This is a genomic window from Cognatishimia sp. MH4019 (genome assembly GCF_020177595.1).
Classification (GTDB): Bacteria; Pseudomonadota; Alphaproteobacteria; order Rhodobacterales; family Rhodobacteraceae; genus JAHTBL01.
The window spans coordinates 22,001-44,813 of the sequence record NZ_JAHTBL010000005.1 but is presented as its reverse complement, the minus strand read 5'-3'; the positions used below and the strand labels follow the sequence as shown (position 1 = coordinate 44,813).

The 22,813-nt window shown below is 58.9% G+C and carries 24 protein-coding genes; 19 read left to right on the top strand and 5 right to left on the bottom strand.

All coding sequences use genetic code 11. From position 1 onward, the window contains the following. The first annotated feature begins 39 nt into the window (after positions 1-39). The 4 genes from KUW67_RS10190 to KUW67_RS10175 are packed head-to-tail and all read left to right on the top strand — an operon-like array spanning position 40 to position 8,265. Positions 40-6,936, top strand: a complete 6,897-nt coding sequence (locus tag KUW67_RS10190) for a DUF637 domain-containing protein (RefSeq protein WP_224825200.1) — start codon at positions 40-42, stop codon at positions 6,934-6,936. Further along, entirely contained in the window at positions 6,929-7,231 is a 303-nt protein-coding gene (locus KUW67_RS10185) for a hypothetical protein (protein ID WP_224825199.1), read from the top strand. Before KUW67_RS10190 ends, KUW67_RS10185 begins: the two co-directional genes overlap by 8 nt. Then, entirely contained in the window at positions 7,197-7,883 is a 687-nt protein-coding gene (locus KUW67_RS10180; RefSeq protein ID WP_224825198.1) for a hypothetical protein, read from the top strand. The genes KUW67_RS10185 and KUW67_RS10180 overlap by 35 nt, the downstream gene beginning before the upstream one ends. Before the next feature lie 4 nt (positions 7,884-7,887). Continuing rightward, positions 7,888-8,265 (top strand): hypothetical protein, encoded by a 378-nt coding sequence (locus tag KUW67_RS10175; RefSeq protein ID WP_224825197.1) that lies wholly within the window; start codon positions 7,888-7,890, stop codon positions 8,263-8,265. Between the two features lie 9 nt (positions 8,266-8,274). On the opposite strand, the gene KUW67_RS10170 is transcribed toward KUW67_RS10175, so the two are convergent. From KUW67_RS10170 to KUW67_RS10160, 3 genes are all read right to left on the bottom strand, one after another. Beyond that, a complete protein-coding gene (locus KUW67_RS10170; protein ID WP_224825196.1) occupies positions 8,275-8,433 on the bottom strand; it encodes a hypothetical protein in 159 nt (52 codons plus the stop codon). A gap of 15 nt (positions 8,434-8,448) precedes the next feature. Continuing rightward, entirely contained in the window at positions 8,449-8,646 is a 198-nt protein-coding gene (locus KUW67_RS10165; RefSeq protein WP_224825195.1) for a hypothetical protein, read from the bottom strand. Between the two features lie 227 nt (positions 8,647-8,873). Further along, positions 8,874-9,167 carry a hypothetical protein gene (locus KUW67_RS10160; protein WP_224825194.1) on the bottom strand — a complete coding sequence of 98 codons (294 nt, stop codon included), beginning with the start codon at positions 9,165-9,167 and terminating at the stop codon, positions 8,874-8,876. A 188-nt stretch (positions 9,168-9,355) separates the two neighbouring features. Between KUW67_RS10160 and phnC the strand changes: the two genes are divergently transcribed. From phnC to KUW67_RS10135, 5 genes are all read left to right on the top strand, one after another. Next, positions 9,356-10,171 (top strand): phosphonate ABC transporter ATP-binding protein, encoded by an 816-nt coding sequence (gene phnC / locus KUW67_RS10155; protein WP_224825193.1) that lies wholly within the window; start codon positions 9,356-9,358, stop codon positions 10,169-10,171. A 56-nt stretch (positions 10,172-10,227) separates the two neighbouring features. Continuing rightward, positions 10,228-11,139, top strand: a complete 912-nt coding sequence (gene phnD / locus KUW67_RS10150) for a phosphonate ABC transporter substrate-binding protein (RefSeq protein ID WP_224825192.1) — start codon at positions 10,228-10,230, stop codon at positions 11,137-11,139. A gap of 65 nt (positions 11,140-11,204) precedes the next feature. Further along, on the top strand, positions 11,205-12,080 hold the full coding sequence (gene phnE / locus KUW67_RS10145) for a phosphonate ABC transporter, permease protein PhnE (protein WP_224825191.1): 876 nt from the start codon (positions 11,205-11,207) through the stop codon (positions 12,078-12,080). Further along, a complete protein-coding gene (gene phnE, locus KUW67_RS10140) occupies positions 12,077-13,414 on the top strand; it encodes a phosphonate ABC transporter, permease protein PhnE (RefSeq protein WP_224825190.1) in 1,338 nt (445 codons plus the stop codon). Before phnE (KUW67_RS10145) ends, phnE (KUW67_RS10140) begins: the two co-directional genes overlap by 4 nt. Beyond that, positions 13,414-14,031, top strand: a complete 618-nt coding sequence (locus tag KUW67_RS10135) for a DapH/DapD/GlmU-related protein (RefSeq protein ID WP_224825189.1) — start codon at positions 13,414-13,416, stop codon at positions 14,029-14,031. The genes phnE (KUW67_RS10140) and KUW67_RS10135 overlap by 1 nt, the downstream gene beginning before the upstream one ends. On the opposite strand, the gene phnF is transcribed toward KUW67_RS10135, so the two are convergent. Further along, complete coding sequence (gene phnF, locus KUW67_RS10130; RefSeq protein ID WP_224825188.1) at positions 14,028-14,747, bottom strand: phosphonate metabolism transcriptional regulator PhnF; 720 nt, start codon at positions 14,745-14,747, stop codon at positions 14,028-14,030. The genes KUW67_RS10135 and phnF overlap by 4 nt on opposite strands. 81 nt (positions 14,748-14,828) lie before the next feature. Here phnF and phnG point away from each other — a divergent pair, with 81 nt between their 5' ends. From phnG to phnN, 9 genes are read left to right on the top strand one after another with little or no spacing between them, the layout of a single operon-like run. Next, positions 14,829-15,284, top strand: a complete 456-nt coding sequence (phnG, locus tag KUW67_RS10125) for a phosphonate C-P lyase system protein PhnG (RefSeq protein ID WP_224825187.1) — start codon at positions 14,829-14,831, stop codon at positions 15,282-15,284. Continuing rightward, a complete protein-coding gene (phnH, locus tag KUW67_RS10120) occupies positions 15,284-15,847 on the top strand; it encodes a phosphonate C-P lyase system protein PhnH (protein ID WP_224825186.1) in 564 nt (187 codons plus the stop codon). The genes phnG and phnH overlap by 1 nt, the downstream gene beginning before the upstream one ends. Then, positions 15,847-16,935 carry a carbon-phosphorus lyase complex subunit PhnI gene (locus KUW67_RS10115; protein ID WP_224825185.1) on the top strand — a complete coding sequence of 363 codons (1,089 nt, stop codon included), beginning with the start codon at positions 15,847-15,849 and terminating at the stop codon, positions 16,933-16,935. The genes phnH and KUW67_RS10115 overlap by 1 nt, the downstream gene beginning before the upstream one ends. Beyond that, positions 16,932-17,531, top strand: coding sequence for an HAD-IA family hydrolase (locus tag KUW67_RS10110; protein WP_224825184.1), 600 nt, complete (start codon positions 16,932-16,934; stop codon positions 17,529-17,531). Before KUW67_RS10115 ends, KUW67_RS10110 begins: the two co-directional genes overlap by 4 nt. Continuing rightward, a complete protein-coding gene (locus KUW67_RS10105) occupies positions 17,528-18,385 on the top strand; it encodes an alpha-D-ribose 1-methylphosphonate 5-phosphate C-P-lyase PhnJ (RefSeq protein ID WP_224825183.1) in 858 nt (285 codons plus the stop codon). The genes KUW67_RS10110 and KUW67_RS10105 overlap by 4 nt, the downstream gene beginning before the upstream one ends. Further along, on the top strand, positions 18,382-18,954 hold the full coding sequence (locus KUW67_RS10100; RefSeq protein WP_224825182.1) for a histidine phosphatase family protein: 573 nt from the start codon (positions 18,382-18,384) through the stop codon (positions 18,952-18,954). The genes KUW67_RS10105 and KUW67_RS10100 overlap by 4 nt, the downstream gene beginning before the upstream one ends. Then, on the top strand, positions 18,951-19,721 hold the full coding sequence (gene phnK, locus KUW67_RS10095) for a phosphonate C-P lyase system protein PhnK (protein WP_224825181.1): 771 nt from the start codon (positions 18,951-18,953) through the stop codon (positions 19,719-19,721). The genes KUW67_RS10100 and phnK overlap by 4 nt, the downstream gene beginning before the upstream one ends. A gap of 3 nt (positions 19,722-19,724) precedes the next feature. Further along, positions 19,725-20,408 carry a phosphonate C-P lyase system protein PhnL gene (gene phnL / locus KUW67_RS10090; RefSeq protein WP_224825180.1) on the top strand — a complete coding sequence of 228 codons (684 nt, stop codon included), beginning with the start codon at positions 19,725-19,727 and terminating at the stop codon, positions 20,406-20,408. After that, complete coding sequence (gene phnN / locus KUW67_RS10085) at positions 20,405-20,950, top strand: phosphonate metabolism protein/1,5-bisphosphokinase (PRPP-forming) PhnN (protein WP_224825179.1); 546 nt, start codon at positions 20,405-20,407, stop codon at positions 20,948-20,950. The genes phnL and phnN overlap by 4 nt, the downstream gene beginning before the upstream one ends. Here phnN and KUW67_RS10080 read toward each other — a convergent pair. Then, positions 20,932-21,603, bottom strand: a complete 672-nt coding sequence (locus tag KUW67_RS10080; protein WP_224825178.1) for a DUF1045 domain-containing protein — start codon at positions 21,601-21,603, stop codon at positions 20,932-20,934. The genes phnN and KUW67_RS10080 overlap by 19 nt on opposite strands. Between KUW67_RS10080 and KUW67_RS10075 the strand changes: the two genes are divergently transcribed. Next, on the top strand, positions 21,602-22,795 hold the full coding sequence (locus tag KUW67_RS10075; protein WP_370634953.1) for an alpha-D-ribose 1-methylphosphonate 5-triphosphate diphosphatase: 1,194 nt from the start codon (positions 21,602-21,604) through the stop codon (positions 22,793-22,795). The genes KUW67_RS10080 and KUW67_RS10075 overlap by 2 nt on opposite strands. Positions 22,796-22,813 lie beyond the last annotated feature (18 nt).

Genomic DNA, 22,813 nt, shown 5'->3' with positions numbered 1-22,813 from the left:
AAGCAAAGCATAAAGCGCCGAGGAAGCGTCTCACGGCGATTGCAGGCTTTCATCAGCAGCGTCCTGATTGGCGTGCTTGCCGTCCAGCCTGCTATACTCTCTGCCCAGACGATTACCCATGCCAGTGGAAAAGATGGATCGCCCCCCGATCTGGAAGCCGCCGCAAACGGGACACCGGTCCTGAACATCGGCAAGCCGAACGGTGCGGGGGTCAGCCACGATGTCTTCACGGACTTCGAGGCGGATGATCTGATCCTCAATAACTCCGCGAAAAGCGTCAACACAGGACTGGCGGGCTGGATTGAGGGCAACCCGAACCTACGCCCTGGCGAAGAGGCTGAGGTGTGGATCGGCGAGGTGGTGGGCGGCAATCAGACCCAGCTGAACGGCCTTCTCGAGGTCGGTGGCAAGACGATGGATGTCGTGCTGGCCAACGAGTTCGGGATCACCTGCAATGGCTGTGGGTTTGTGAACACGGGTCGGACGACCCTGACGACCGGCAAGCCGATCTTTGCAGGCAATGGAGCTCTCGCCGGGTTCGATGTCCGGCGGGGCACGGTCACCATCGGAGCAAACGGACTGAACCCCGAAAGCCGTCTGGCATTTGCAGACACATCTCGCGTCGACGTGATTGCGCGGGCTGCGGTTCTCTATGGCAAGATGCGGGCCAAAGAGATTGGAGTTGTCGCCGGGGCCAACAAGGTGGATTACGATTGGTCCTACGACCCCGAGACCGGGCAGGTGACCGGCGTGACCGAGCAAGCGGGCAAGGGATCTGTGCCTGCCTTGGCCGTCGACGTTTCGGCCCTGGGAGGCATGTATGCCAATGCGATCCGTATGGTTGCCACCGAGGATGGTGTTGGCGTGCGCGTGCACGGTGAGATGGCCTCTTCGACCGATATCGCGCTGCGCGCTGATGGACAGCTCTCGATGGGGGCCACGACGGCGGCGTCCCAACCGCTTCTTAAGGCGCGTAGGGATATCAAGATCCGCAATCGGGGCCCGCTGCTCTTGGAGGGGATCATTGCTTCGGAGACAGGGGCCAATGTCGATATCCGGACCGATCAGGGGGACTTGGTGTTCACTGGCGAAATCGCCGGCGGTGCTGTCACGCTCGAAGCGGCGGGCCTGACCACGATTGCCGGGGCGCTTGTCGCGCGCCAGTCCCTTCGCGTGGCCTCGACAACGCGTAATGTCGTCATGGATCAATCCGCTCGGGTCGCGGCCGAGCAAGCGGTTATTCAAGCTGCCAAAGACGTGATGGTGGATGCAACGATCGGCGTGAACAAGCGCTTCACGATCACCGCGGGAGAGTGGCTGCGCACCGGAGCGAAATCGAGCCTCAGCGGATCGCAGCTGGTCTTTCGCGCAGATCAGGTCGCCCTTGCAGGGATAGCCACTGGCTCAACCGAGTTCGTCGCCGAAGCGCTTTCAGGAACGCTTGAGACTGTCGGCACCCTGTCTGGTGGCAATATCATATTGGCGGGGCCCGCTGTGAAGAACACAGGAACGGTTCTTGCGTTTGAGCGCGCGCGGGTTACGAGCTCTGTCGGCCAGATCGAAAACAGCGGGCTCTTGAGCGGCGACACAGTCGCGTTGTTGTCAAAAACAGACATCGAGAATGCGGGTCAGATTGTCGGCCAAACACAAGCGCAGCTGAATGCGGAAGGTAGAGTTCTTAATGCATCGGCGGGGCGCATTTCGGCGCGTGGGGTCGCCGTGCAAGGCAGTTCTGTCACCAATGACGGCGAGGTCACAGGCAATGTCATTGCGGGTAAGGCGACGGGCGTCTTGCGCAATACAGGGCAGATCACCGCATCGGGTCTTGTTACGCTTGATGCCGCGACGCTGCGGCAGGCAGGCGACATAGCCAGTCTTGATGTTGCGCTCAACGCGGTCGACCTTGTGAATGAGGTCAGCGGTGATGTTCAAGGCACAAGGGATGTCGTTCTGACAGCAACGGACAGCTTCACCAATTTAGGCCAAATCCTTGCGGGTGAAGTATTGAGCGTATCGAGCGGCGCGGCTGGGCTGGCAAACGCCGGAATGCTCAATGGGCGTGTTTTGAACGTAGAGACCTCCGGCGCGGTCCGCGTGACAGCAGGCGGACGCTTGGTCGGACAAACCAGTTTGGATTTAAAGGCCGGTGGGTCAAGTGGAGCCGGAGTATCCAGCCTGCAACAGCTCTACAGCGGTGGCATTCTGCGGCTGAAACTGTTGAACCAGGGTCTGTCGGTCGCACAAGGCGACAAGATCGTTGCTGGTGGTGACTTGCATCTAGACCTGGACGGCACTCTGACCTCGAAAGGGCTGATACAGGCTGCCGGCGATCTGATCCTGACTTCGCAAGGCCATCTGACAAATAATCAAGGCATCTTCAAATCAGGCGCTGATATGCGGCTGACCGCAGCGGGTAACATCACCAATATCTCTGGCTTGATAGAGGCCGATGGCGACATGGAGCTGTCTGCTCAGACTGTCGTCAATCGTTACGTGTCGGTGAATGTCAAAACGTTGGATGGCAGCCAAGGCCGGATGGTGGGCCGCCATACTTTCATGAAAACTGTCTGTAGGGATGGTGATTGTGACCTGCGGCTTAGACCGCGCTATATCGATCAAACAGTCTCACTGGTGGGCGACTTTCAAGGTGGATGCCCGTCCAGTCCGGTCCCATGTGGCCTTGTAGGCGCGCCAACTCTTGAAGGGCGAGGTTCAGTTTACTGGAGCGCCGGCGAAGATGTCACGGCTGTTGGTTCTACCCCTAGGATCGCTTCGGGGCAAAATTTACAAATAGAGGCGAATGTTCAGAATCGGGCAGGTTTGTTGTCGGCTCGCGGCGATCTGAATGTCACGGCTGCAAGTCTGGTGAACACATCATACATCGATACGATCCGCCGCGTGTCCGCTGACTACTTTAGTCGAAATAAGACTTGTCACGATAAGGACTATTGCGGGGCTGCCAATAAAAAACAGCAAACATACTTTTTTAAGGACTTCCGCGACCGTGGACCTGCTCAGGGTAATGCAACGATCACAGGTAAAATCCTTGGCGGTGGCGATGTGTCAATCCTGTCTGACAGCACCAACAACTCCGGCACCATAGCAGCGGGCTCGTCTCAGACCTTGGTGCCTCAGATCACAGACCTAACCGCAAGTGGCGCAAACTTGCCCGCACTGAACCTGACCATTGATCCGAGCAAGGTGGCGCTTGCAGACCCTTTTGCTGTGCCGGGTCTCACACTCGCCGGATCGGTTGCGAACCCAATCGGCGTCAAGCCACAGCTGACCGCAACACCAACCCTTGCGGGCCTGATTGGCCAACGCCATAGCACTTTTAAAGAGACCGATCTGGATTTTGTTGATTATGCCCGCTTCGTTGGCGCCCTCTACCCGGATGATCTTCAATTGCTGCGACGTCTAGGCGATGTGACCGTGCAGCAAGACATCGCGACCAACCCTGATCTCAGCTTCTCGATCGGAGATCGCGCGTTCAGTCTGCAGGAGCTTGCCGATCTCTATGACAGTACGGCGGGCGTACGGGTGCCCGACCGGCTTTTGCTGACGCCCGAGCTGCTGGAGCTCGCCTTGCAGGACAACAGCGCCGCGCAGCCTGAGCTTGCGCCCGTGACGCCGCGCGGCCCGCCTTCTGGCAATCTGTCTGTGACCGCCTTCAGCATCATCGGCAGCGGCGGGCAGTTCTCGGCAAATGGCGGCGATGTTACGCTCACCGCGCTCGGACCGATCAACCTGTCGGGGACGGCTCTGGACGGCATTGATATCCGCATCGTCGCCGGCACGGATTTCACTGGGCGCGGCGTGCAGATCAAAGCCCTCAACGATCTCTCTGTTACTGCCGTTCAAGGCGATGTTGCACTGCTTGAGATTGTAGAGGATTATCAATCATTCGCTAAACGCGGCAGGGGGACAAATAGCGGTACGCGCGTGACACAAACCGCCCTCAGCGTGGGCGGTGATCTGACGATCCAAAGCGGACGCGATACGACGTTCTCTGCCGTCAAGGCGCAAGTGGGTGGCGATGCAACGCTCACTGCAGGGCGCGATCTTTCCATTCTGGCGGCACAAGAGGCGTTTGAAGAGAAGGGCCGGTCCGGCGGCACCCGGTATGAGAAGACAAGTGTCACTTCGATTGTCTCGTCGCTGAGCGTCGGTGGTGATTTCAACGCGACTGCCGGGCGAGATGCGACGCTGGTTGGTACGCAGATTGCAACCGGCGGGGATGCCGGTTTGACCGCCGGTCGAGACCTTGTTCTTGTGGCGGCTCAGGATGTTGAAAAAGGCTCGTCGCGCTCCAAGAAGAGTGGCTTTCTGAGCCGCAAGACTACGACCAAATCCTATCTCGACATCACCAATCGCGGCGTCTCGATCACGGCGGGTGGTGATATTGCGCTGCAGGCTAAAACGGGTGATCTGACCACGGCTGGCTCCAGCTTCAATGCACAGGGCGGTGATGTGTCCTTGAGCGCAACTCAGGGCGATATCCTGGTCGGGACATACACCGACATTCGCCAGCGCAGCAAAACCGTCACGCGCAGTATGCTTGGCGGCCTGTTGGGTGGCACGGATCACCGCTCGAAGACCGAGCAGATCAGCACAGGCACCGACGCGTTAGCCGCGTTGGACCTGTCGATCGTCTCGGGCGACGACACCACCCTGATTGGCGCGCAGCTGAAGGCCGGGCAGCAACTGACGATCCGCACCGGAGGTGATCTGTCCGTGCAAGGTGCCGTCAGCAGCACCCGCGAAGACCGCCACAGCACCAACAATGGCCTCATCACCTCGACCACCATCACCGAGCGTAGCTTCCGCGAAACGGTCGCCCTGACCTCCCTTCTGGCTGGACGCGCGGTTGATCTTGATGTGGGCGGCCGCACCGAACTGGTCCTCTACGCGCTGGAGGGTGCCGACGCCCCGCGACCAGAGGACCTCTACCCGGAAGAACTGCTTGCCCTTGACGGGCTTGAGCTGCTCTCCCAGGACTTGGCCGACGAATACTTCTACGAAAAAGAAACCGCCCTCAGCCCGGCGTTTAAGGCCTTGGTTGCGGTTGCTCTCTCGACTACAGGCGTTGGAGCGCAGCTTGGATCGAGCCTTGTTGGAGCAATCAGCCCTGGCGCGGTGAACGCCGCCTTTACCTTCAATTCAGCGGGCGTTGTCACAAGCGTTGCACAGGGCAGTGTCATCGGTGCAGCATCCACATCCTTCGCATCCACTTTCGCGCTCGAAACCCTCGACAGCGCCGTGTCCGGCGACTTCGACGTGGCTGACATCCTCGAAAGTGCCGTCTTCTCTGGTGCGACGGCGGGGCTGACATCCGGGATCAATCTCGATGATCTGGGGATTGAGCTGGGAAAGGCGTCTCAAAACCCTCTCCTTGGGTTTGGCAAGATCGACGGCAACGGTCTGACTCTGTCCAATCTGTTGGAAGGCAGTCTGGATAGTGTGATTTCCTCGGGGCTGAGTTCCGCCGTTCACGGTACGGATTTCTCAAACGGTTTGTCGGACACGCTGCTCAAGACGGTGGTCAACCTCACCCTCGCCGATGCGCAATTCGAGATTGGCGAACTGCACTTGCCCGAAGGCTCCGCCCAACACGCGCTTCTGCACGGCCTCGCGGGGTGTGCAGCGGCCAGTGCGCAAGGGGGCAGTTGTGCGGCAGGGGCTGCGGGCGGCATCGCGCAGAGCCTCTATGCGGGGACGCTGGAGGAACTGACGGCGGACCAGAGGAACATCGCGCTGGCGCGGTCCGAGTTGATTGGTGCTGTCGCAGGCTTTGCGTTCTCTGGCGGGAACGAAGTGAATGTTGCCATTGCGGCGGCCGTCGCTCAATCCGGGTTCAAAAACAATTACCTGACGCACGATCAGTGGGGGGACCTGATCGCCGACCTTGAAGCCTGCGGGACTGATAGAGACTGCCAAGAGCAACGTCTGAAGCGCGCGAATACTCGGTCTATCAGCCAGAACGACGCTTTGTCTTCATGTGTCGCGGCAGGAGACGCGACTTGCGTCCAACGGATCCTGAGTGAATTACGCACGTTGGATGCGGCCTATGCCGAAACCATAGAAAAACTGAGTGGCGTTGCGTCGGTTGCGCAGCTTGATATTGCACGCTCTGAGGCCCTGAACACGCTGTTCAATCTAGACAGCGATGGCGTGCAGATTGGTCAACGGTTGTCCTTCAATAAAGGCAGTCTTGACGGAGCGCTTCTGGATGACTTCTCGGACTTTGCCAGCACAAACTGCGTAACTGGTGAGGATTGTCTTCGCCGTTTTTCGGAAGCACGTTACGACGAGTATCAGAATGCAACAGCCACACTCGCATCCGCCGGCATTATCCTTGCTACCGGTGTTCTAGCACCAGCCGCCGCGTCAGCCTGCCTCGCCAGCCAAAGCTGTTTATCCGCTTACTTAGCTTTCGAAACAGCAGGAACAATCAGCGATCTCGCCGCGTGCGGAGCGAGCAACACAACCGCCTGCGCCGCTGCCGCTATCCCCCTCGCAACGACCGGGGGGCTAGGTGATGAGGCCTTCGCAGCTTTTAAAGGCGCTACAAATAGAACAGGAACAGGTGCAGATAACGTTGCGACGTATAATCCGCTAAAAGCAGAATTGGCGGCTGAAGAAATTGCACAAGGCCATGGCTTCCAAAAGCATGTTATCAACGGTCGCGAATTTGAGGACTTGGGCATCACTGAAAGATACCAGTATCAAGCTCACGTGGAAAACGTGATCAATAATCCAAGCGATGTTAGATACTACGTTGATGGGCGGTCTGTTTATTTGGACGCTGAAACGCGAACAGTTGTAGTGCGCAATCCAAGTGCTGGTGAGAGTACGGCGTTCAGGCCAGCAGAAATCGACTACGACGACTACATTTCAACACTGCCGAAAAGAAATGAGCCATATATTGATGACTGATCAATCATATAGTCAAATTGCCAAAATCCTTAAGCGATCACTTCGCGAACTGGAGGATAGGGGCGATATTGTCATTTGCACTCAATCTGAGGATGCATTAGTGAAATTCTTGTGCGAAAGATTGGCGCAATATTTCCCAAACCAAGAAATTTCTGTTTCAGAGTTCATAGGCATTAGGGCACTGATCTTCCAAGCAACCGGTAACTCTGCATTCTTTGATTGGGAGATGCCAACTCTGACTGGTTTCAGCAAAGAAGAGTTTGAGCATATCGCTCAGAAACTGCCAAAAGGTTAGTTTCCGCAAGTTGGTCAAAAGTTATGCGTCATATCATCGGCTTCATTGCTGCGCTGATATTAACCGCTTTGAGTGCAGTGCCCATACCATTGGCTCCTACAGCACGGCATCAGATCGATTTTTTTCACAACAAAATACGGTCGTAGCTGAACACACCACCGTTCACTTCGCGTGTGGAGCGAACAACACAACCGCCTGCGCCGCTGCCGCTATCCCCCTCGCAACGACCGGGGGGCTAGGTGATGAGGCCTTCGCAGCTTTTAAAGGCGCTCCAAATAGTGCAGTTAAACCGATAACGGTTTCGACTGATGTGAAAACGTGGAACCAATTTCAATCAGCAACAAAAGGTCAGTTTGTCTCACGCGCTGATGCCGCAAAAGGTTGGGATCTGTACAAGCAAGCGAACGGAGTTCAGACAGGAACTGTTCGTAGCCAAGCGGCGAAATCATTCTTTTTGAAACAGCTTGGTGCAAGTGGAAAAGCGCCGAAATGGATGAACCAGTATTTGTCGAACGGAATAGTTCCGCCAGGTTATCATGTCGATCACTTGACGCCAATTTCGGTTGGTGGCGCAGATAGTCCTTTAAACATGCGGTTAAAAGACATTGCTACTCATGTCACACGCCACACATATTACAGACCGTGGGAATAAGAGAATGACGAAGAAGATGTTGGTCCCATATTCAATGGCCAAAGGTAAGTCAGTCGGAAAATCTTTTGTTGTGCCACTTAGTGATGGCGGACAAAGAAGCTTTGTTGCACTGAGCAATGGGTCTAAGGTGGAGTATGCAACGGTAGTTTATGTTGGCAGAACGATATCTGTGGAAGATCTTTTCAAGAAGATCATTGATGCGGGTTTTGCCGTGTTACCAAACACAGATGAAATGGTTAAATCATTATCGAGCTACATTGATCTCGTTTCAAACTTGAAGATCGGCGATGTTGTGAAAGTTGGTTTTGATGAAGCTGACCAACAGCGACTTGAGAAGCAGCCAAGACCACAATCTGCCCAAAAGAGCCGAAAATTGCCTTAGACATATTGATCACCGTTCCAACTCTTTTGCGACATTCATCAGCTCCAATTCAATCGTCACACGCTCAACCAAATCTTGCAGCTCTTCGTGAGCCTGGTTGAGATTGAAGGCATAGCTCTTGCCGAAATGCGGATTGGCGATGGAGCTTGCCGGTATGCTCTTCGTCACTGACAATTTCGCGACTTAGTACCCCTTTAAGCTGTCTGCCATTGAGAGGCCCGTCATGGCGGGGCCTGCCTCCATGACGATCTGCGCGATATCCAGCGCGCATTCAAAGAGCTGTCCAACGCCCGCGATGCGGCGCTTGTTGCCAATTGTATGGGCAATATAGCTTGCATCAACGCGGCGCAGGCCGAGACGATCACGGCTGATCTGCCGCAAGAGACGCCGCCGACCCCCCGCTGACCCGGGTCGTTCAGGTGTAGAACACGCTCCTGTTTCTTTCTCTTGATGGGGTTCCGGTCACGGCCTGTTGAGCGGAGCCTTTGCACAGCTCGGGCCTTCATTGCCGGCGCAGCGCTTATTCTTGGTGATGCGGAGTATGAGTGGATTGAGGCCTTGTCGCCGCGTCTTGCGCCGGCCACAGATCGATCAGAAGAAGCTGAGCCCTAGGCGGGGCCTGGCATTTCACCTTCCCAATGCTCGCCCATCGCGACAATGCACGAGGTGCCGTTTGCGTAGCTCTGTACAATCATCCAGTCGCCGCTCGCGCGCTTGACCCAGACCTCCAACATCGTTTCGGGATCGCGTAAACCCATACCTTGACGCTCAGCGCCAAGCACTTGTGTCAGTGTTTGCGCCATACGGTCACTGTCATCGCAACTGACATCGGCGATCTGCGCCTCCCCAAGAGAAGGGAGAGCGAGGCTGACAATCAAAAGAGAGGCAAAACGAGGCCACATGAACAAAGCGTAGCGGCTTCACCCACAAAGTGTAACAGTTTTATGACTTCCTGTGGATAAAATCATGTGCGGCGGCTTTTGCCGACTGTTGTCACAAATCCTTTGCAGAGCTGTAAAGGAATTGAGTCAAAACCGTCATGTAGCTTTGATTTTCGCCCTCTATTCGCCTCTCAAACACCGGGGGTGACATGCTGAAAATTGAAACGCTGACCAAGCGCTTCGGGGATAAGACCGCTGTTGATGCGGCCAATATCTCTGTCGAGAAACCGACGATGATCGGGATCATCGGGCGCTCTGGGGCAGGTAAGTCTACGCTGTTGCGCATGGTCAATCGGTTGAGTGATGCGACTGAAGGCACGATCCTCTTTGAGGGCGAGGATGTGACTGCCCTGCGCGGCGCGGCCCGGCGCAACTGGCAGTCACGCTGTGCGATGATCTTTCAGCAATTCAACCTTGTTCCTCGGATGGATGTCGTGTCGAACGTGTTGCACGGCACGCTGAACAAGCGCTCGACCTTTGCGACGATGTTCAATCTCTATCCGCAGTCCGATATCCATCAAGCCATTGAAATTCTTGATCGTCTTGGCATCGCCGAGCAGGCGCCAAAGCGGGCCGAGGCGCTGTCAGGTGGCCAGCAGCAGCGTGTCGCGATTGCTCGTGCGTTGATGCAGGACCCCAAGATTATTCTGGCAGACGAGCCCATCGCTTCGCTGGATCCGATGAATGCGCAAGTGGTGATGCAATCGCTGCGCACCATCCATGAGGAAGACGGGCGCATGGTCATTGCAAACCTGCACACGCTGGATACGGCACGGCGCTATTGTGACCGGGTCATCGGGATGCGCGATGGGAAGATCGTCTTTGATGGCACGCCCGAGCAGCTGACCACAGGCGCTGCACGCGATATTTACGGGGCAGGCGCGGATTTTTCCGAAGCCGCCACATCCACCGAAATTGAGACACTGGACAGTTCAGAGGTCCGCAACGCGGAAGCTTACGTCTGAGCCAGTTTTGCCCGTGCTGTTGCGGGCCACCTTCATCAAACCTAACGGAGAGATCGATGAAAAAGACCCTTGCACTGGCGCTCGCCGCCACCACTGCCCTCAGCTCTGGCGCGTTTGCCGAAGAGATCACCGAATTCCGCATTGGCCTGTTGGGCGGTGAAAACGCACAAGACCGCGTCAACGCCTATCAGTGTCTGGCCGAATACGCCGAAGAAGCTCTGGGCGTTCCTGTCAAGATTTTCACGCCTGCTGACTACAACGGCGTGATCCAAGGCCTGCTGGGTGGCTCGCTGGATATGTCGTGGCTGGGCGCGTCGGCCTATGCGGCGACCTATCTTCAGGACCCTGAAGCTGTTGAGCCTGTTCTGGTCAAGGTTAACCTGGACGGCTCCATTGGCTATCACTCCATCGGTTTTGCCCGCCAGGACAGCGGTGTCACCTCGTTGGATGACATGGAAGGCAAGGTCTTTGGCTTCGGTGACCCGAATTCCACCTCCGGCTACCTGATCCCCTCCATCGAGATCCCCCAGTATAAGGAGGGTATCACCATGGAATCCGGTGACTATTTCGGTGAGGTCAAGTTCACCGGTGGTCATGAGCAGACCATCGTTGCAGTTGCCAATGGCGATATTGACGGCGGCGTGACCTGGGCTGACGGTCAGGGCAATTGGGAAGACGGTTACAACTCGGGCGCACTGCGCAAGGCCGTGGACGCTGGCCTCGTTGACATGAACGATCTGGTGCAGATCTGGAAATCCGAAGTGATCCCGGAGGGCCCCGTTGTTCTGCGCAAAGCGCTGCCGACGGACGTGAAAGCGACCATGACCGAACTCGTCGACAATCTCTACGAGACCGACCCTGAGTGCACCTACAACATCTTCGCCGGTGACAATCTGGGCGCACGCCCCGTAACCCACGAGACCTACATCTCGATCGTTGAAGCACGCAAAGCCAAGATCGGCGGCTAAGCGTCAAATACCTTTTACCGGCGGCCCCCAAGGGTCGCCGGTTTTTCATGTTTCGGGGGTCGGGGATGTCAAACGCAACCATTGGGGGCGCGCCGAATAGCGTAGACAGCATTCAGTCCAGCTATACGGCGCAAGTGCAGCGCCGAAGGCTTTACGGTGGTCTGACGCTGCTGATTTTCGTGCTGCTGATGGTCTCGGGCTTTAACGTGGCTGACGGTCGTAATGCGGGGGGCTTCTGGGAAGGCTTGCACCAGGTCGGGGACTATCCGACAGATGTTTTGTCCGAGGCATGGGAAAAACGCGCGGAGCTTCCCGCTCTGATCGCCAAGTATTTCCCGGCTCTGATAGAGACCATCAATATCGCAGCCGTTTCGACCGTAATCGGCGCCATTGGCGGCTTGCTCTTGTCGCTTCTGGGCACGCGCGGGTTGGCCAAATGGCCCCGCCTGATCCCGCTCTTTCGCCGCATCTCCGACATCATGCGCGCCGTGCCAGAGATCGTCATAGCGCTGGTACTGATCTTTGTTCTGGGCGGCGGCCCGGTGCCCGCCATGATCGCCATCGCGATCCACACTGCAGGCGCGCTGGGCAAGCTCTTTTCCGAGGTCGCAGAGAATGCAGACCTCAAGCCCGTCGAAGGTCTCGTCTCCACCGGGGCCACGTGGTCTCAGCGGATGCTGCTGGGGGTGCTTCCTCAGGTGGCACCCAACTATGTCAGCTATGGCTTGCTGCGGTTCGAGATCAACATCCGCGCCTCGGCCATTCTGGGTTTTGTCGGCGCAGGTGGCCTTGGCTACGAGCTGCGCAATGCGATGGCCTGGGGGCCGGGCCGCTTTGACGAGGCCGCCGCGATCTTCATTCTGCTCTTCGGCACCATCGTTTTCTTCGATCAGGTGTCCAGCCATTATCGCAACCGTCTGACCGAGGGGCAGGGCCAATGACTGCAACTGATATCGGCACTGGGCCGCAGGCCGATCTGACCCAAGCCAAAGTGCAGGCCGATGGCCTTTTCCGCCGCAAGCGCCTTATCGGGTTCAGTGTTCCTGCGATTATTGCGATCTACTTCGTCTACATCTTCTTTGCATTTGATCTGCCGGGCCTCGCGCAACGCGCCAATCTGGACAACGCGGTCACACTGGCGTCGGATAGTTGGTCTCACAAAGTCCATGTCACGCGTGACAATCGCTCTGGCGCGATCACCTATGCGGTCGAGGGGGAGCGTAAAGGCACCTATCCCGAAGGCAACCGCCCTGACTGGGTCAGCGGTGATGAGGTCATTACAATTGATTTGGGCGGGGATCATATCGTTCGCTATCTGTCCGACAACCGGACAGAGATTGAGATCCCCGGTTTCCCGATGATCGAGGTGCAAGCCGAAGGCCGCAGTCTGACCAGCAATCTGCCCGAGGATGTGCCGGACTGGATTTCCACCTCAAACCGCCGCATCGGGATCACCACGCCGGAGGGCCGGATCACCCTGACCGGTGCGCGTACCGAGGTTTTCAATTACTTCCCCGGATGGGAGCTGTTCTGGTTCACGCTCGACAGCCCTTATCATGGTCAGAGCTTTGCCACGATTTTGTTCGGCGACCGCGTGGACCCGGATCGGTCGAACATCGCAGGCGCTCTATCGGATTGGTGGAACAACGCCATGTGGCGCCATAAAGACGTGGCTTGGGCCATTGGCGAGACAATCCTGATGGCGTTTCTGGGCACTATGGGCGCCGCCATCATTGCCCTGCCTTTGGCCTTTGTCGCGGCCAAGCGGTTCTCGCCGATCATGTTGCTGCGCGCCGCAACGCGGCGATTTTTTGACTTTGTGCGCGGCGTCGATGCGCTGATCTGGACGGTGGTTCTGGCCCGCGCCTTCGGGCCGGGGCCGCTGACGGGCGCGCTGGCGATCCTGATCACGGATACCGGCACATTCGGCAAAATCTTCTCGGAAGCGTTGGAGAATGTGGACCAGAAACAGATTGAGGGCGTCGCCTCTACCGGGGCCAAACCGTTGCAGCGCTACCGCTTTGGCGTGATCCCGCAGGTGGTGCCGGTGCTCTTGGCGCAGATCCTGTATTTTCTGGAATCCAACACACGCTCTGCCACGATCATCGGGGCGATCACAGGCGGTGGCATCGGTCTGATGCTGACCCAAGCGATCCAGACCCAGAAAGACTGGGAAGAGGTCGCCTATTATATCGTTCTGGTCATCGCGATGGTGATGCTCATGGACTGGGTGTCCGGCTGGCTGCGTGGCAAACTGATCGGACGCAAAGACTGATGTCGCGACTGTCTGCAAAGGAGCCGTTCCTCCACCCCGACTGCGAGATCGCCGATAGCCAGTTTGGTGCCTATGTCGAGATTGGCAAAGGCAGTCGCGTCGCGCATTCGACGTTTGGTGACTACGGCTATTGTGATCGCTTCGCGGATATTGCCAACGCTCAAATCGGCAAGTTCGCAAACATTGCCGCCTTCAGCCGGATCGGCGCGACAGACCATCCATTGCATACGGCGACGTGCCATCACTTCCTTTATCGTTCGGACGACTACTGGGACGATGCTGACCGGGACGAGGTGTTCTTTGCCCACCGTCGATCCCGCATCGCATATATCGGGCACGATACGTGGATCGGGGCAGGGGCCATGATCAAACCGGAGGTTACGCTGGGTGACGGTGCCGTCGTGGCCGCTGGCGCTATCGTTACCAAAAACGTGGATCCCTATACGATTGTGGCCGGAACGCCCGCCACTCCGATCCGTCTGCGTCAGCCGCGCGAAATTGCGGACAGGCTGATTGCGCTGGGCTGGTGGGATTGGTCGCACGAGGCGCTGCGCAGCGCGCTCAAGGATTTTCGAACGCTCACGGCTGAGGCGTTTCTGGAGCGCTACGAGCGCTAGCCCTCCAGTGTCAGTGTCACACGGTCGCCTACGAACCATGTGCGGCCATACTCGACCGGGTTGCCCTGCGCATCCACGTTCACGCCCGACGATCTGAGCAACGGATCGCCTTCCTGCACATGCAAATGCAGCGCTTGCGTGGCCGTCGCGCGGACGGCTGTCAGGCGGGTTACGGCGCGGGTGTAATCCGCGATGCCTTGAGCGATCAGCGCCTCGGTCACGCTGCTTGTGTCTTGAAGGGCTGCGCGGATACCGGGCAAGCGCTCTCGCGGAAAGAGGCTCTCAAAGACGGCAATGGGCTGACCGTCGGCCAGCGACAAGCCATGATAGGCGCAAACGGGCGCGCTGGGTGCAAGCTCCAATGCTTTGGCTTCACCGTCCGAAGCGGCGCGCTCCTCCACATGCAAGACCCGCTTTTCAGGCCGCCGTCCCGCAGCGATCAGGTTTTCATGGAACCGGACGCGCGTGCCGATGGGGTAGTCCGTTGGTGTCGCTGCGACAAAGGCACCGGCCCCACGGCGCGTGCGGATCAAACCCTCGTCCACCAGCGCAGCGATACCGTGGCGTACTGTGTGACGGTTCACCCCGAACCGATCCGCCAGCGCGGCCTCGGTCGGCAGCTTGTCACCGGGGGCATACCGCCCCTCGGCCAGGTCGCTGCGCAAGGCCTGCGCAATGGCTTTCCAGATCGGCGTCTTGGCGGAACTGTCACGCAAGTTTCACAAAACTCCTCTGTCGCAGAGCGGCGAATATGATAAGATAAGTATAGTTGTATAGTATACGGAATAGTTGTCGAGATGAAAGACACTTTCGATCAAAACGCACCCCGCAAGGCGTGGATGGGCCTTCTGGCCAAGGCCCCCGAAGGCCGGATTGCGGCACTGCTTGACGCAACGATCGCGCGACCCGGCTTCACATGGCTGCGCGCGCCTGAAATCGGCAGCACCATGGTGCGCGCCCGCGCAGGCGCGGTCGGCGCGCCGTTCAATCTTGGCGAAATGACCGTGACCCGCTGCGCGCTGACGCTTGAGACCGGCGAGGTTGGTCACGCCTATATTCAAGGCCGCCGCAAGGCCGATGCAGAGGCGGCAGCCCTTGTCGATGCCTTGATGCAAACTGGTGCGGCTGACCGGCTGCGAAAGGCGGTTCTTGAGCCGCTTGAGGCCGAGAGTGCCGCCGCCAAAGCCGCGCGCGCCGCGAAGGCGGCAGCGACGAAGGTCGATTTCTTCACCATGGTCAGAGGAGAGGATTGATGGAGGCACAGGTGCTCTCCGGGGGTTTCACTGATCCGGCTGTTCAGTCGGCCCACGCCTTTCGCAGCGTGATGGAGGCCATGGCCCGCCCTGGCACCTTGCACGCCGTTTCAGGCGCTGTGCCGCCTGCACCCCTTTCTGCTGCGGCAGGGGCCATTCTACTGACGCTTTGCGACACGGATACGCCTGTCTTTCTGGCAGGCGCTGCAGACTGCGACGCCGTGCGCAGCTGGCTCGCATTTCACACAGGCGCGCCCTTGGCAGGGCCGTCGCACTGCATGTTCGCCCTTGGCACGTGGGATGGGCTTGCGCCGCTCTCAGCATATCCAATTGGCACTGCTGAGTATCCCGACCGGTCCGCCACGCTCATCGTGGAACTGCCAGAGCTCAGTACGGCCGGATCGGTCCTGACAGGGCCGGGCATCAAGGACAAAGCGGCGCTTTCATTGCCTGAGGTGCAAGCATTCCAAGCAAATCATGCGCTCTTCCCGCTTGGGCTGGATTTCATCTTTACCAGCGGCGACCACGTGGCGGCGCTGCCCCGATCAAGCGAGGTGGGCTGATGTATGTGGCTGTCAAAGGGGGCGAGCGGGCGATTGAGAATGCTCATGCCTGGCTTGCCGAAGAACGCCGGGGCGACACAAGCATCGCTGAACTCAGCGTTGCGCAAATCCGCGAACAGCTAAGTCTAGCGGTCGATCGTGTGATGGCCGAGGGCTCGCTCTATGATCCCGATTTAGCGGCCCTTGCGATCAAGCAAGCGCGCGGCGACCTGATTGAGGCGATCTTCCTTATCCGCGCCTACCGCACGACGTTGCCGCGCTTTGGCGCCTCCGAGCCAGTCGATACGGGTGCGATGGCCTGCGACCGACGTATCTCGGCAACTTTCAAGGATCTGCCCGGCGGACAGGTGCTGGGCCCAACCTTTGACTACACGCACCGCTTGCTGGACTTCAAGTTGGTGGCTGATGGTGAGGTTCCAGACGCCCCGACGCGCGATCCCGAGCCAGGTGATGTGCCCCATGTCACCGATTTTCTGAACCGCGAAGGGCTGATAGAGGAAGCCCCGCAAGATGACACGCCGCCCTCCGATCTGACCCGCCAGCCGCTGGAAATGCCAGCGGAGCGCGCCTTGCGCCTGCAAGCCCTGACCCGCGCGGACGAGGGCTTTACGCTGGGCCTCGCCTATTCCACCCAACGTGGCTATGCGCGCAATCATGCGTTCGTGGGGGAGTTGCGGATCGGTGCAGTCCCCGTCGAAATGGACATCCCCGAGCTGGGCTTCGCCGTTGAGATCGGGGAGGTAACCCTCACCGAGTGCGAGACGATCAACCAGTTCAAGGGGTCCAAAACCCAGCCGCCGCAATTCACCCGTGGCTATGGACTGGTCTTTGGTCAGAGTGAACGCAAAGCGATCTCCATGGCGCTGGTAGACCGGGCGCTGCGGTGGGAAGAGCTTGGCGAAGATTTCGAGGGCGCGCCAGCGCAGGACGCTGAATTTGTCCTCTATCATGCGGATAATATTCAGGCGACGGGTTTTCTGGAGCATATCAAGTTGCCCCATTACGTCGATTTCCAGTCGGAGCTTGAGCTGGTCCGCAAACTGCGCCGCGAAGCCGGAGCGGATCAAGTGCAGGAGGCCGCGGAATGACGATTGATGCGGTCGTTTTCGACATTGGCGGCGTGCTGGTAGACTGGCAGCCCCATCTGGCATGGGTCGATGAGTTGGGCGAGGCTGAGGCCAAGGCATTCATTGCGCGCACCGGCTTTGACAAGATCAACCTTGCTTGCGACGGCGGCGTGCGCTTTGAAGACGCCGCAGCGCATTTGAGCGATCCGAACGATCAAGCCCTGCTGGCAAAATATGTTGCGCGCTATACGCTGACCGTTCCCAACAAGATCACCGAGACCTGGGATCTGCTTTATGCCCTCCAGAACAAGGGTGTGCTGCTTCACGCGATCACGAATTGGTCGGCCGAGACGTGGCCAGAGGGGCTGAAAGCGCACCCTGAACTGGGGACGGTCTTCGGCATCACCATCGTCTCTGGCGAGGTCGGGATCGTGAAGCCCAGCGTCGGTATCTTCCAGCTCCTGTGCGACCGGGCCGACCTGCGGCCTGAGCAATGCGTCTTCATTGATGATGGGTTGCACAATTGTCTTGGGGCGAAGGCGGCAGGCATGGACGCGATCCATTTCACGGGCGCCCATGACCTTCAAAACCATTTGACTGCACGAGGGCTCTTATGACCGATCAAGCCTACAATTTCGCCTACCTGGACGAGCAGACCAAGCGGATGATCCGTCGTGCGATCCTGAAAGGGTTGGCGATCCCCGGCTATCAGGTGCCTTTCGCCAGTCGCGAGATGCCGATGCCTTATGGTTGGGGGACGGGCGGGGTTCAGGTCTCTGCGGCGGTGTTGACGCCAGATGACAGATTCAAAGTGATCGACCAAGGCGCTGATGACACTACGAATGCCGTGTCGATCCGCAGCTTTTTTGAGCGCACCGCAGGGGTCGCCACAACCACCGTAACTGCCGACGCAAGCATCATCCAAACCCGCCACCGTATCCCTGAAGAGCCGCTGACCGAAGGGCAGGTTCTTGTCTACCAGGTGCCGATTCCCGAACCTCTGCGCTTTCTGGAGCCCCGCGAGAGCGAGACCCGCAAGATGCACGCGCTTGAAGAGTATGGGCTCATGCATGTGAAGCTTTATGAAGATATCGCGCGCCACGGGCATATCGCGACCTCCTATGCCTATCCGGTCAAGGTCGAGGGGCGTTACGTGATGGACCCGTCCCCGATCCCGAAATTCGATAACCCAAAGATGGGGGATATGGCCGCGATCCAGCTGTTTGGGGCGGGCCGCGAACAGCGGATTTATGCGCTGCCGCCCTACACGCAGGTCATATCGCTTGATTTTGAGGATCACCCGTTCGAGGCGTCCAAAGCCAATCATGCCTGCGGCCTTTGCGGCTCTGAGGACAGCTATCTGGACGAGGTTATCATCGACGATGCAGGCGGGCGGATGTTCGTCTGCTCTGACACCGATTATTGCGAGGCGCGCCAAGCTGCAGGCCACAAAGGGCAGGATGCTGCATGACCGATCGTGCGATTTTTCTTACCCATGCCGAGGTGCAAATCGACCCGGATGTACCAGTCCCCGACTGGGGCCTGTCCGAGCAAGGTCGCACCCGTCACGCTCGATTTGCCACCAGCGATGACTGCGCACCGGTCACAATGCTGTTCTGCAGCGATGAACGCAAGGCCCGCGACGGGGCGGAGATTACGTCGAAGGCCATTGGTGTCGCCCCGGTGATCCGCCCATTGTTGGGAGAGAATGACCGCAGCGCGACTGGCTATCTGCCAAAACTTGAGTTCGAGGCGATGGCCGATGCGTTCTTTGCCCGCCCTGACGAGGCCGTCAATGGATGGGAACGCGCGTGCGATGCCCAAGCCCGGATCGTTGCCGCCGTTGCCGAGGCGCTGGCCGAGCCGCGCCCCGAAGGCGACGTATTGTTCGTAAGCCATGGAGGCGTCAGCGCTTTGTTGCGCTGCCATCTTCTTGGCATACCGATCACGCGGGCGCAGGATCAGCCCGCTGGGGGTGGTTGCTGGTTCAGCTTCGCGCCCGACCTGACTTCCCCACCGACCGAATGGAGGGTGATATGATACCTTTGTTGTCCGTCTCGGATATCTCGAAACATTACGGCGCGCATATCGGATGTTCTGATGTCTCGTTCGACCTTTACCCCGGTGAGGTCATGGGCATCGTCGGCGAAAGCGGGTCCGGCAAATCGACGCTGTTGAACTGCCTTGCAGGTCATTTGGTGCCGGACGCCGGGACAGTCGTCTTTGACACCCGCGCCGACGGCCCGCGCGACACTGTCTCCATGTCCGAGCCTGAGCGGCGCATGCTGTCGCGCACCGACTGGGCTTTTGTGCATCAACACGCCCGCGATGGGCTGCGCATGGGCGTCAGCGCTGGCGGCAATGTCGGTGAACGTCTGATGGCTGTGGGTGATCGCCATTATGGCGACATCCGCGATAAGGCCACTGACTGGCTGACCCGTGTCGAGATTGACGCCGCGCGGATCGACGACCGCCCCACGACATTTTCGGGCGGCATGCAGCAACGCTTGCAGATTGCGCGCAACCTCGTCACCGGCCCGCGTCTGGTTTTCATGGATGAACCCACGGGCGGGCTAGATGTATCGGTGCAGGCACGTTTGCTGGATCTGTTGCGGGGTCTGGTGCGCGACATGGGCTTGTCGGCGATCATCGTCACCCATGATTTGGCCGTCGTGCGCTTGTTGGCCGACCGGCTGATGGTGATGAAATCGGGCCGCGTGGTGGAGGCCGGGTTGACCGATCAGGTGCTCGACGATCCGCAACACGCCTATAGCCAGCTGCTTGTCAGCTCTGTTTTGCAGGTATGACTGATGATTGACCTTAAAGACGTCTCCAAGACCTTCACACTGCACAATCAGGGCAGTGCCGTAATCGAAGTGCTGCGTGATGCGTCGCTTTCCGTGGCCCCCGGCGAATGCGTGGCGCTGACGGGCTCTTCAGGGGCGGGCAAGTCCACGCTGATGCGCATGATATACGGCAATTACCTGACCCAAAGCGGCTCTATCAAAATCGGCGATGTGGATCTGGTGAAGGCCAAACCGCGCGACGTGATCCAGCTGCGTCGTGAAGGGTTGGGCTATGTCAGTCAGTTCCTGCGCGTCGTGCCGCGTGTGGCGACGCTTGATGTGGTTGCCGAACCGCTGCGCGCTGTCGGCGTCCCGGTGGCGCAGGCGCAAGACCGCGCGCGCGCGCTTCTGGCGCAGCTCAACATCCCCGAACGGCTTTGGGCGCTCTCTCCGACCACGTTTTCCGGTGGTGAGCAGCAGCGCGTGAACATCGCGCGGGGCTTTGCCCACAGCTATCCCGCGATGCTGCTGGACGAGCCAACCGCCAGCCTTGATCCGGCCAATCGTGAGGTCGTCCTGACGCTGATCGAAGACGCGAAAGCGCGGGGTGCCGCGATCATCGGCATCTTCCACGACGAAGCGGCCCGTAACCGGGTCTGCGACCGCGAGATTGATGTGAGCCGTTTCACACCTGGTCGGGCCGCATGAGCGTCGGCCGCCTTATTGCTGTCGTCGGCCCGTCGGGCGTCGGCAAAGACAGTGTGATGGCGGGCCTGCACGAGGCGCTGCCCGCTCTACATCTGGTGCGCCGGGTCATCACCCGTGCGCCGGATTTAGGCGGCGAGGATTACGAACCGGTGTCGGTGGAGGCGTTCAAGGTGATGGCTGCGCACGGAGAGTTCGCCATCCACTGGGGCGCTCACGGGTTGCACTATGGCATTCCGGTCTCGGTGCAGAACGAGCTTGCGGGCGGCACAGATTGCCTGGTCAACTTCTCGCGCAAAGCTTTGGCCGAGGCCGCCAGGATCTTCCCGCGGTTTATTGTGCTCAACATCACGGCAAAGCCAGAAACCCTTGCGCGTCGTCTGGCGGCTCGGGGGCGCGAAACCGAAGCCGAGATCGCGAGGCGATTGGCGGTGGCAGACAAGCCCCTACCCGCGGGGCCTGATGTGATACATGTGTCCAATGACGGCCCACTGGCCGAAACGGTTGCCCGCGCCGCGGCGGCCCTTCAACCGGCAAGAGTATAGCGATGCAACAGCTCAAACCGACCATCTTCCCGCGCGGCGCAGAGCGCGATCTGATCGACGACAAAGGGCGCTGGCAGGTTGGGCAAATAGCGCTGCACGGTGTCACTCCATGCGAGGATATCCTCCTGCTGCAACCGACCCGACAAGGTCAGGTGGAAGCGAAATTCTTCCATCACATAGGGATAGCCCCATTCCGTCAAAAGCGCCTCTTGCCGCGCGCTCAGACCCGCCGCATGGCGTCGGGCCAGTTCGGCGTCGGACGGGGGCGCGCGGAATGGGTCGAGGCCTCGCACGCAGGCCTCCGCCGTCCGTTGCAATCCGGATGTATCCCCCTGGGGTGTGAGGGCAAGGAAACCACCCAGCGTCGTCAGCACAAGGCCAGCGCAGGACGCAGGCGCAAGACCGGACGCGAGATCAGCGGTGGCCGCTTTCAAATCTTCAACTGTCTGACCTTTGGCCAGATGAAAGGGCGGTTTGAGCGTCCCGTGAAATCCGTATTTGCGCGGTGTCATGGTAATGTCATGCAAACCGGGCACATCCAGCTGGTCCGTCTCGCACCCCCGCGCGACGTCCCAGCCCAACCACGCCGCGCCGAACTCTGCCAGAGAGCCGTCTGGCGGCAAATAATAAATTGCAAATCGAGAGTATGACATGAATTCCCCTTTTTCCGCCTCCTCTTTGGCCAATGCGTGTGACAGCGAGATGTCAGGCAACCTGTGCCTGGCCAATGCGCAACTGGTTTTGCCCGAGCAGGTGGTAACGGGTTCGGTGACGATCGAACAGGGTGTGATCACCGAGATTGCAGAAGGAGACCATGTGCCTACAGGCGCTGTAAATTGTGCGGGCGATCTGGTGTTGCCCGGCTTGGTGGAACTGCACACTGACAATGTCGAGCGTCACATAGAGCCACGCCCGGAAGTGGATTGGCCTCATTTGCCTGCGCTGATTGCGCATGACGCCGAACTGGCCTCGACGGGGATCACGACCGTCTTTGATGCGCTGCGCGTCGGCTCGATCCATAGCGGCAAGGGCCGCTATGTCGATTATGCCCGCAAACTGGCCGACGAGCTGTTGGCCGCGCGGGCCCAAGGCCTCTTCAAGATCAGCCACTTCCTGCACCTGCGCGCCGAGATTTGTTCCGAGACGTTGCTGGAAGAACTGGCCGCGTTCACGCCCGAAGACCGCGTCGGCATTGTCAGCCTGATGGATCACACACCGGGCCAACGCCAGTTCCGCGACCTGACCTCTCTGAAGGTCTATGTCGCAAAGAAACGCGGTATGAATGACGCCGAATTTGCCGAACATGTAGCCAATCTGGTCGACCTGCAAAAACGCTTTGGTGCCAAGCACGAGACCGGGGCCGTGGTGGAAGCCAACCGCCTTGGCGCGGTGCTGGCCAGCCATGATGACACCACGACTACCCATGTTGAGATATCTGCAGCAAATGGCGTCGGCTTTGCAGAGTTTCCGACCACTGTCGAGGCGGCGGAAGCCTGCCGCGGCCACGGCATCGCTGTCATGATGGGCGCGCCGAACCTGATCCGGGGCGGCTCTCATTCGGGCAATGTCGCAGCAGAGGATCTTGCTAAGGCCAATCTGCTTGATATCGTTTCTTCGGATTACGTCCCGTCGTCGCTGCTGTTGTCAGCGTTCTATCTGGCCCGGATTTGGGAGGACCTGCCGCGCGCTGTCGCGACCGTTACGCGCAATCCGGCCAAAGCGGCGCATCTTGAGGATCGCGGCTCTTTGAGTGTCGGTGGCCGCGGCGATGTCTTGCGCGTGCGCCAGATCGCCGAGACACCTTTGCTGCGCGGGGTCTGGAGCCAAGGCAACAAGGTCGGCTAACGCTTCATGTGCGCTGTG

Coding starts and splice junctions, on each gene's coding strand:
- KUW67_RS10185 (WP_224825199.1), top strand. CDS start 6,929: ATGACTGATCAATCATATAGTCAAATTGCCAAAATCCTTAAGCGATCA.
- KUW67_RS10175 (WP_224825197.1), top strand. CDS start 7,888: ATGACGAAGAAGATGTTGGTCCCATATTCAATGGCCAAAGGTAAGTCA.
- KUW67_RS10160 (WP_224825194.1), bottom strand. CDS start 9,167: ATGTGGCCTCGTTTTGCCTCTCTTTTGATTGTCAGCCTCGCTCTCCCT.
- phnC (WP_224825193.1), top strand. CDS start 9,356: ATGCTGAAAATTGAAACGCTGACCAAGCGCTTCGGGGATAAGACCGCT.
- phnD (WP_224825192.1), top strand. CDS start 10,228: ATGAAAAAGACCCTTGCACTGGCGCTCGCCGCCACCACTGCCCTCAGC.
- phnE (WP_224825191.1), top strand. CDS start 11,205: ATGTCAAACGCAACCATTGGGGGCGCGCCGAATAGCGTAGACAGCATT.
- phnE (WP_224825190.1), top strand. CDS start 12,077: ATGACTGCAACTGATATCGGCACTGGGCCGCAGGCCGATCTGACCCAA.
- KUW67_RS10135 (WP_224825189.1), top strand. CDS start 13,414: ATGTCGCGACTGTCTGCAAAGGAGCCGTTCCTCCACCCCGACTGCGAG.
- phnG (WP_224825187.1), top strand. CDS start 14,829: ATGAAAGACACTTTCGATCAAAACGCACCCCGCAAGGCGTGGATGGGC.
- phnH (WP_224825186.1), top strand. CDS start 15,284: ATGGAGGCACAGGTGCTCTCCGGGGGTTTCACTGATCCGGCTGTTCAG.
- KUW67_RS10115 (WP_224825185.1), top strand. CDS start 15,847: ATGTATGTGGCTGTCAAAGGGGGCGAGCGGGCGATTGAGAATGCTCAT.
- KUW67_RS10110 (WP_224825184.1), top strand. CDS start 16,932: ATGACGATTGATGCGGTCGTTTTCGACATTGGCGGCGTGCTGGTAGAC.
- KUW67_RS10105 (WP_224825183.1), top strand. CDS start 17,528: ATGACCGATCAAGCCTACAATTTCGCCTACCTGGACGAGCAGACCAAG.
- KUW67_RS10100 (WP_224825182.1), top strand. CDS start 18,382: ATGACCGATCGTGCGATTTTTCTTACCCATGCCGAGGTGCAAATCGAC.
- phnK (WP_224825181.1), top strand. CDS start 18,951: ATGATACCTTTGTTGTCCGTCTCGGATATCTCGAAACATTACGGCGCG.
- phnL (WP_224825180.1), top strand. CDS start 19,725: ATGATTGACCTTAAAGACGTCTCCAAGACCTTCACACTGCACAATCAG.
- phnN (WP_224825179.1), top strand. CDS start 20,405: ATGAGCGTCGGCCGCCTTATTGCTGTCGTCGGCCCGTCGGGCGTCGGC.
- KUW67_RS10075 (WP_370634953.1), top strand. CDS start 21,602: ATGAATTCCCCTTTTTCCGCCTCCTCTTTGGCCAATGCGTGTGACAGC.
- KUW67_RS10080 (WP_224825178.1), bottom strand. CDS start 21,603: ATGTCATACTCTCGATTTGCAATTTATTATTTGCCGCCAGACGGCTCT.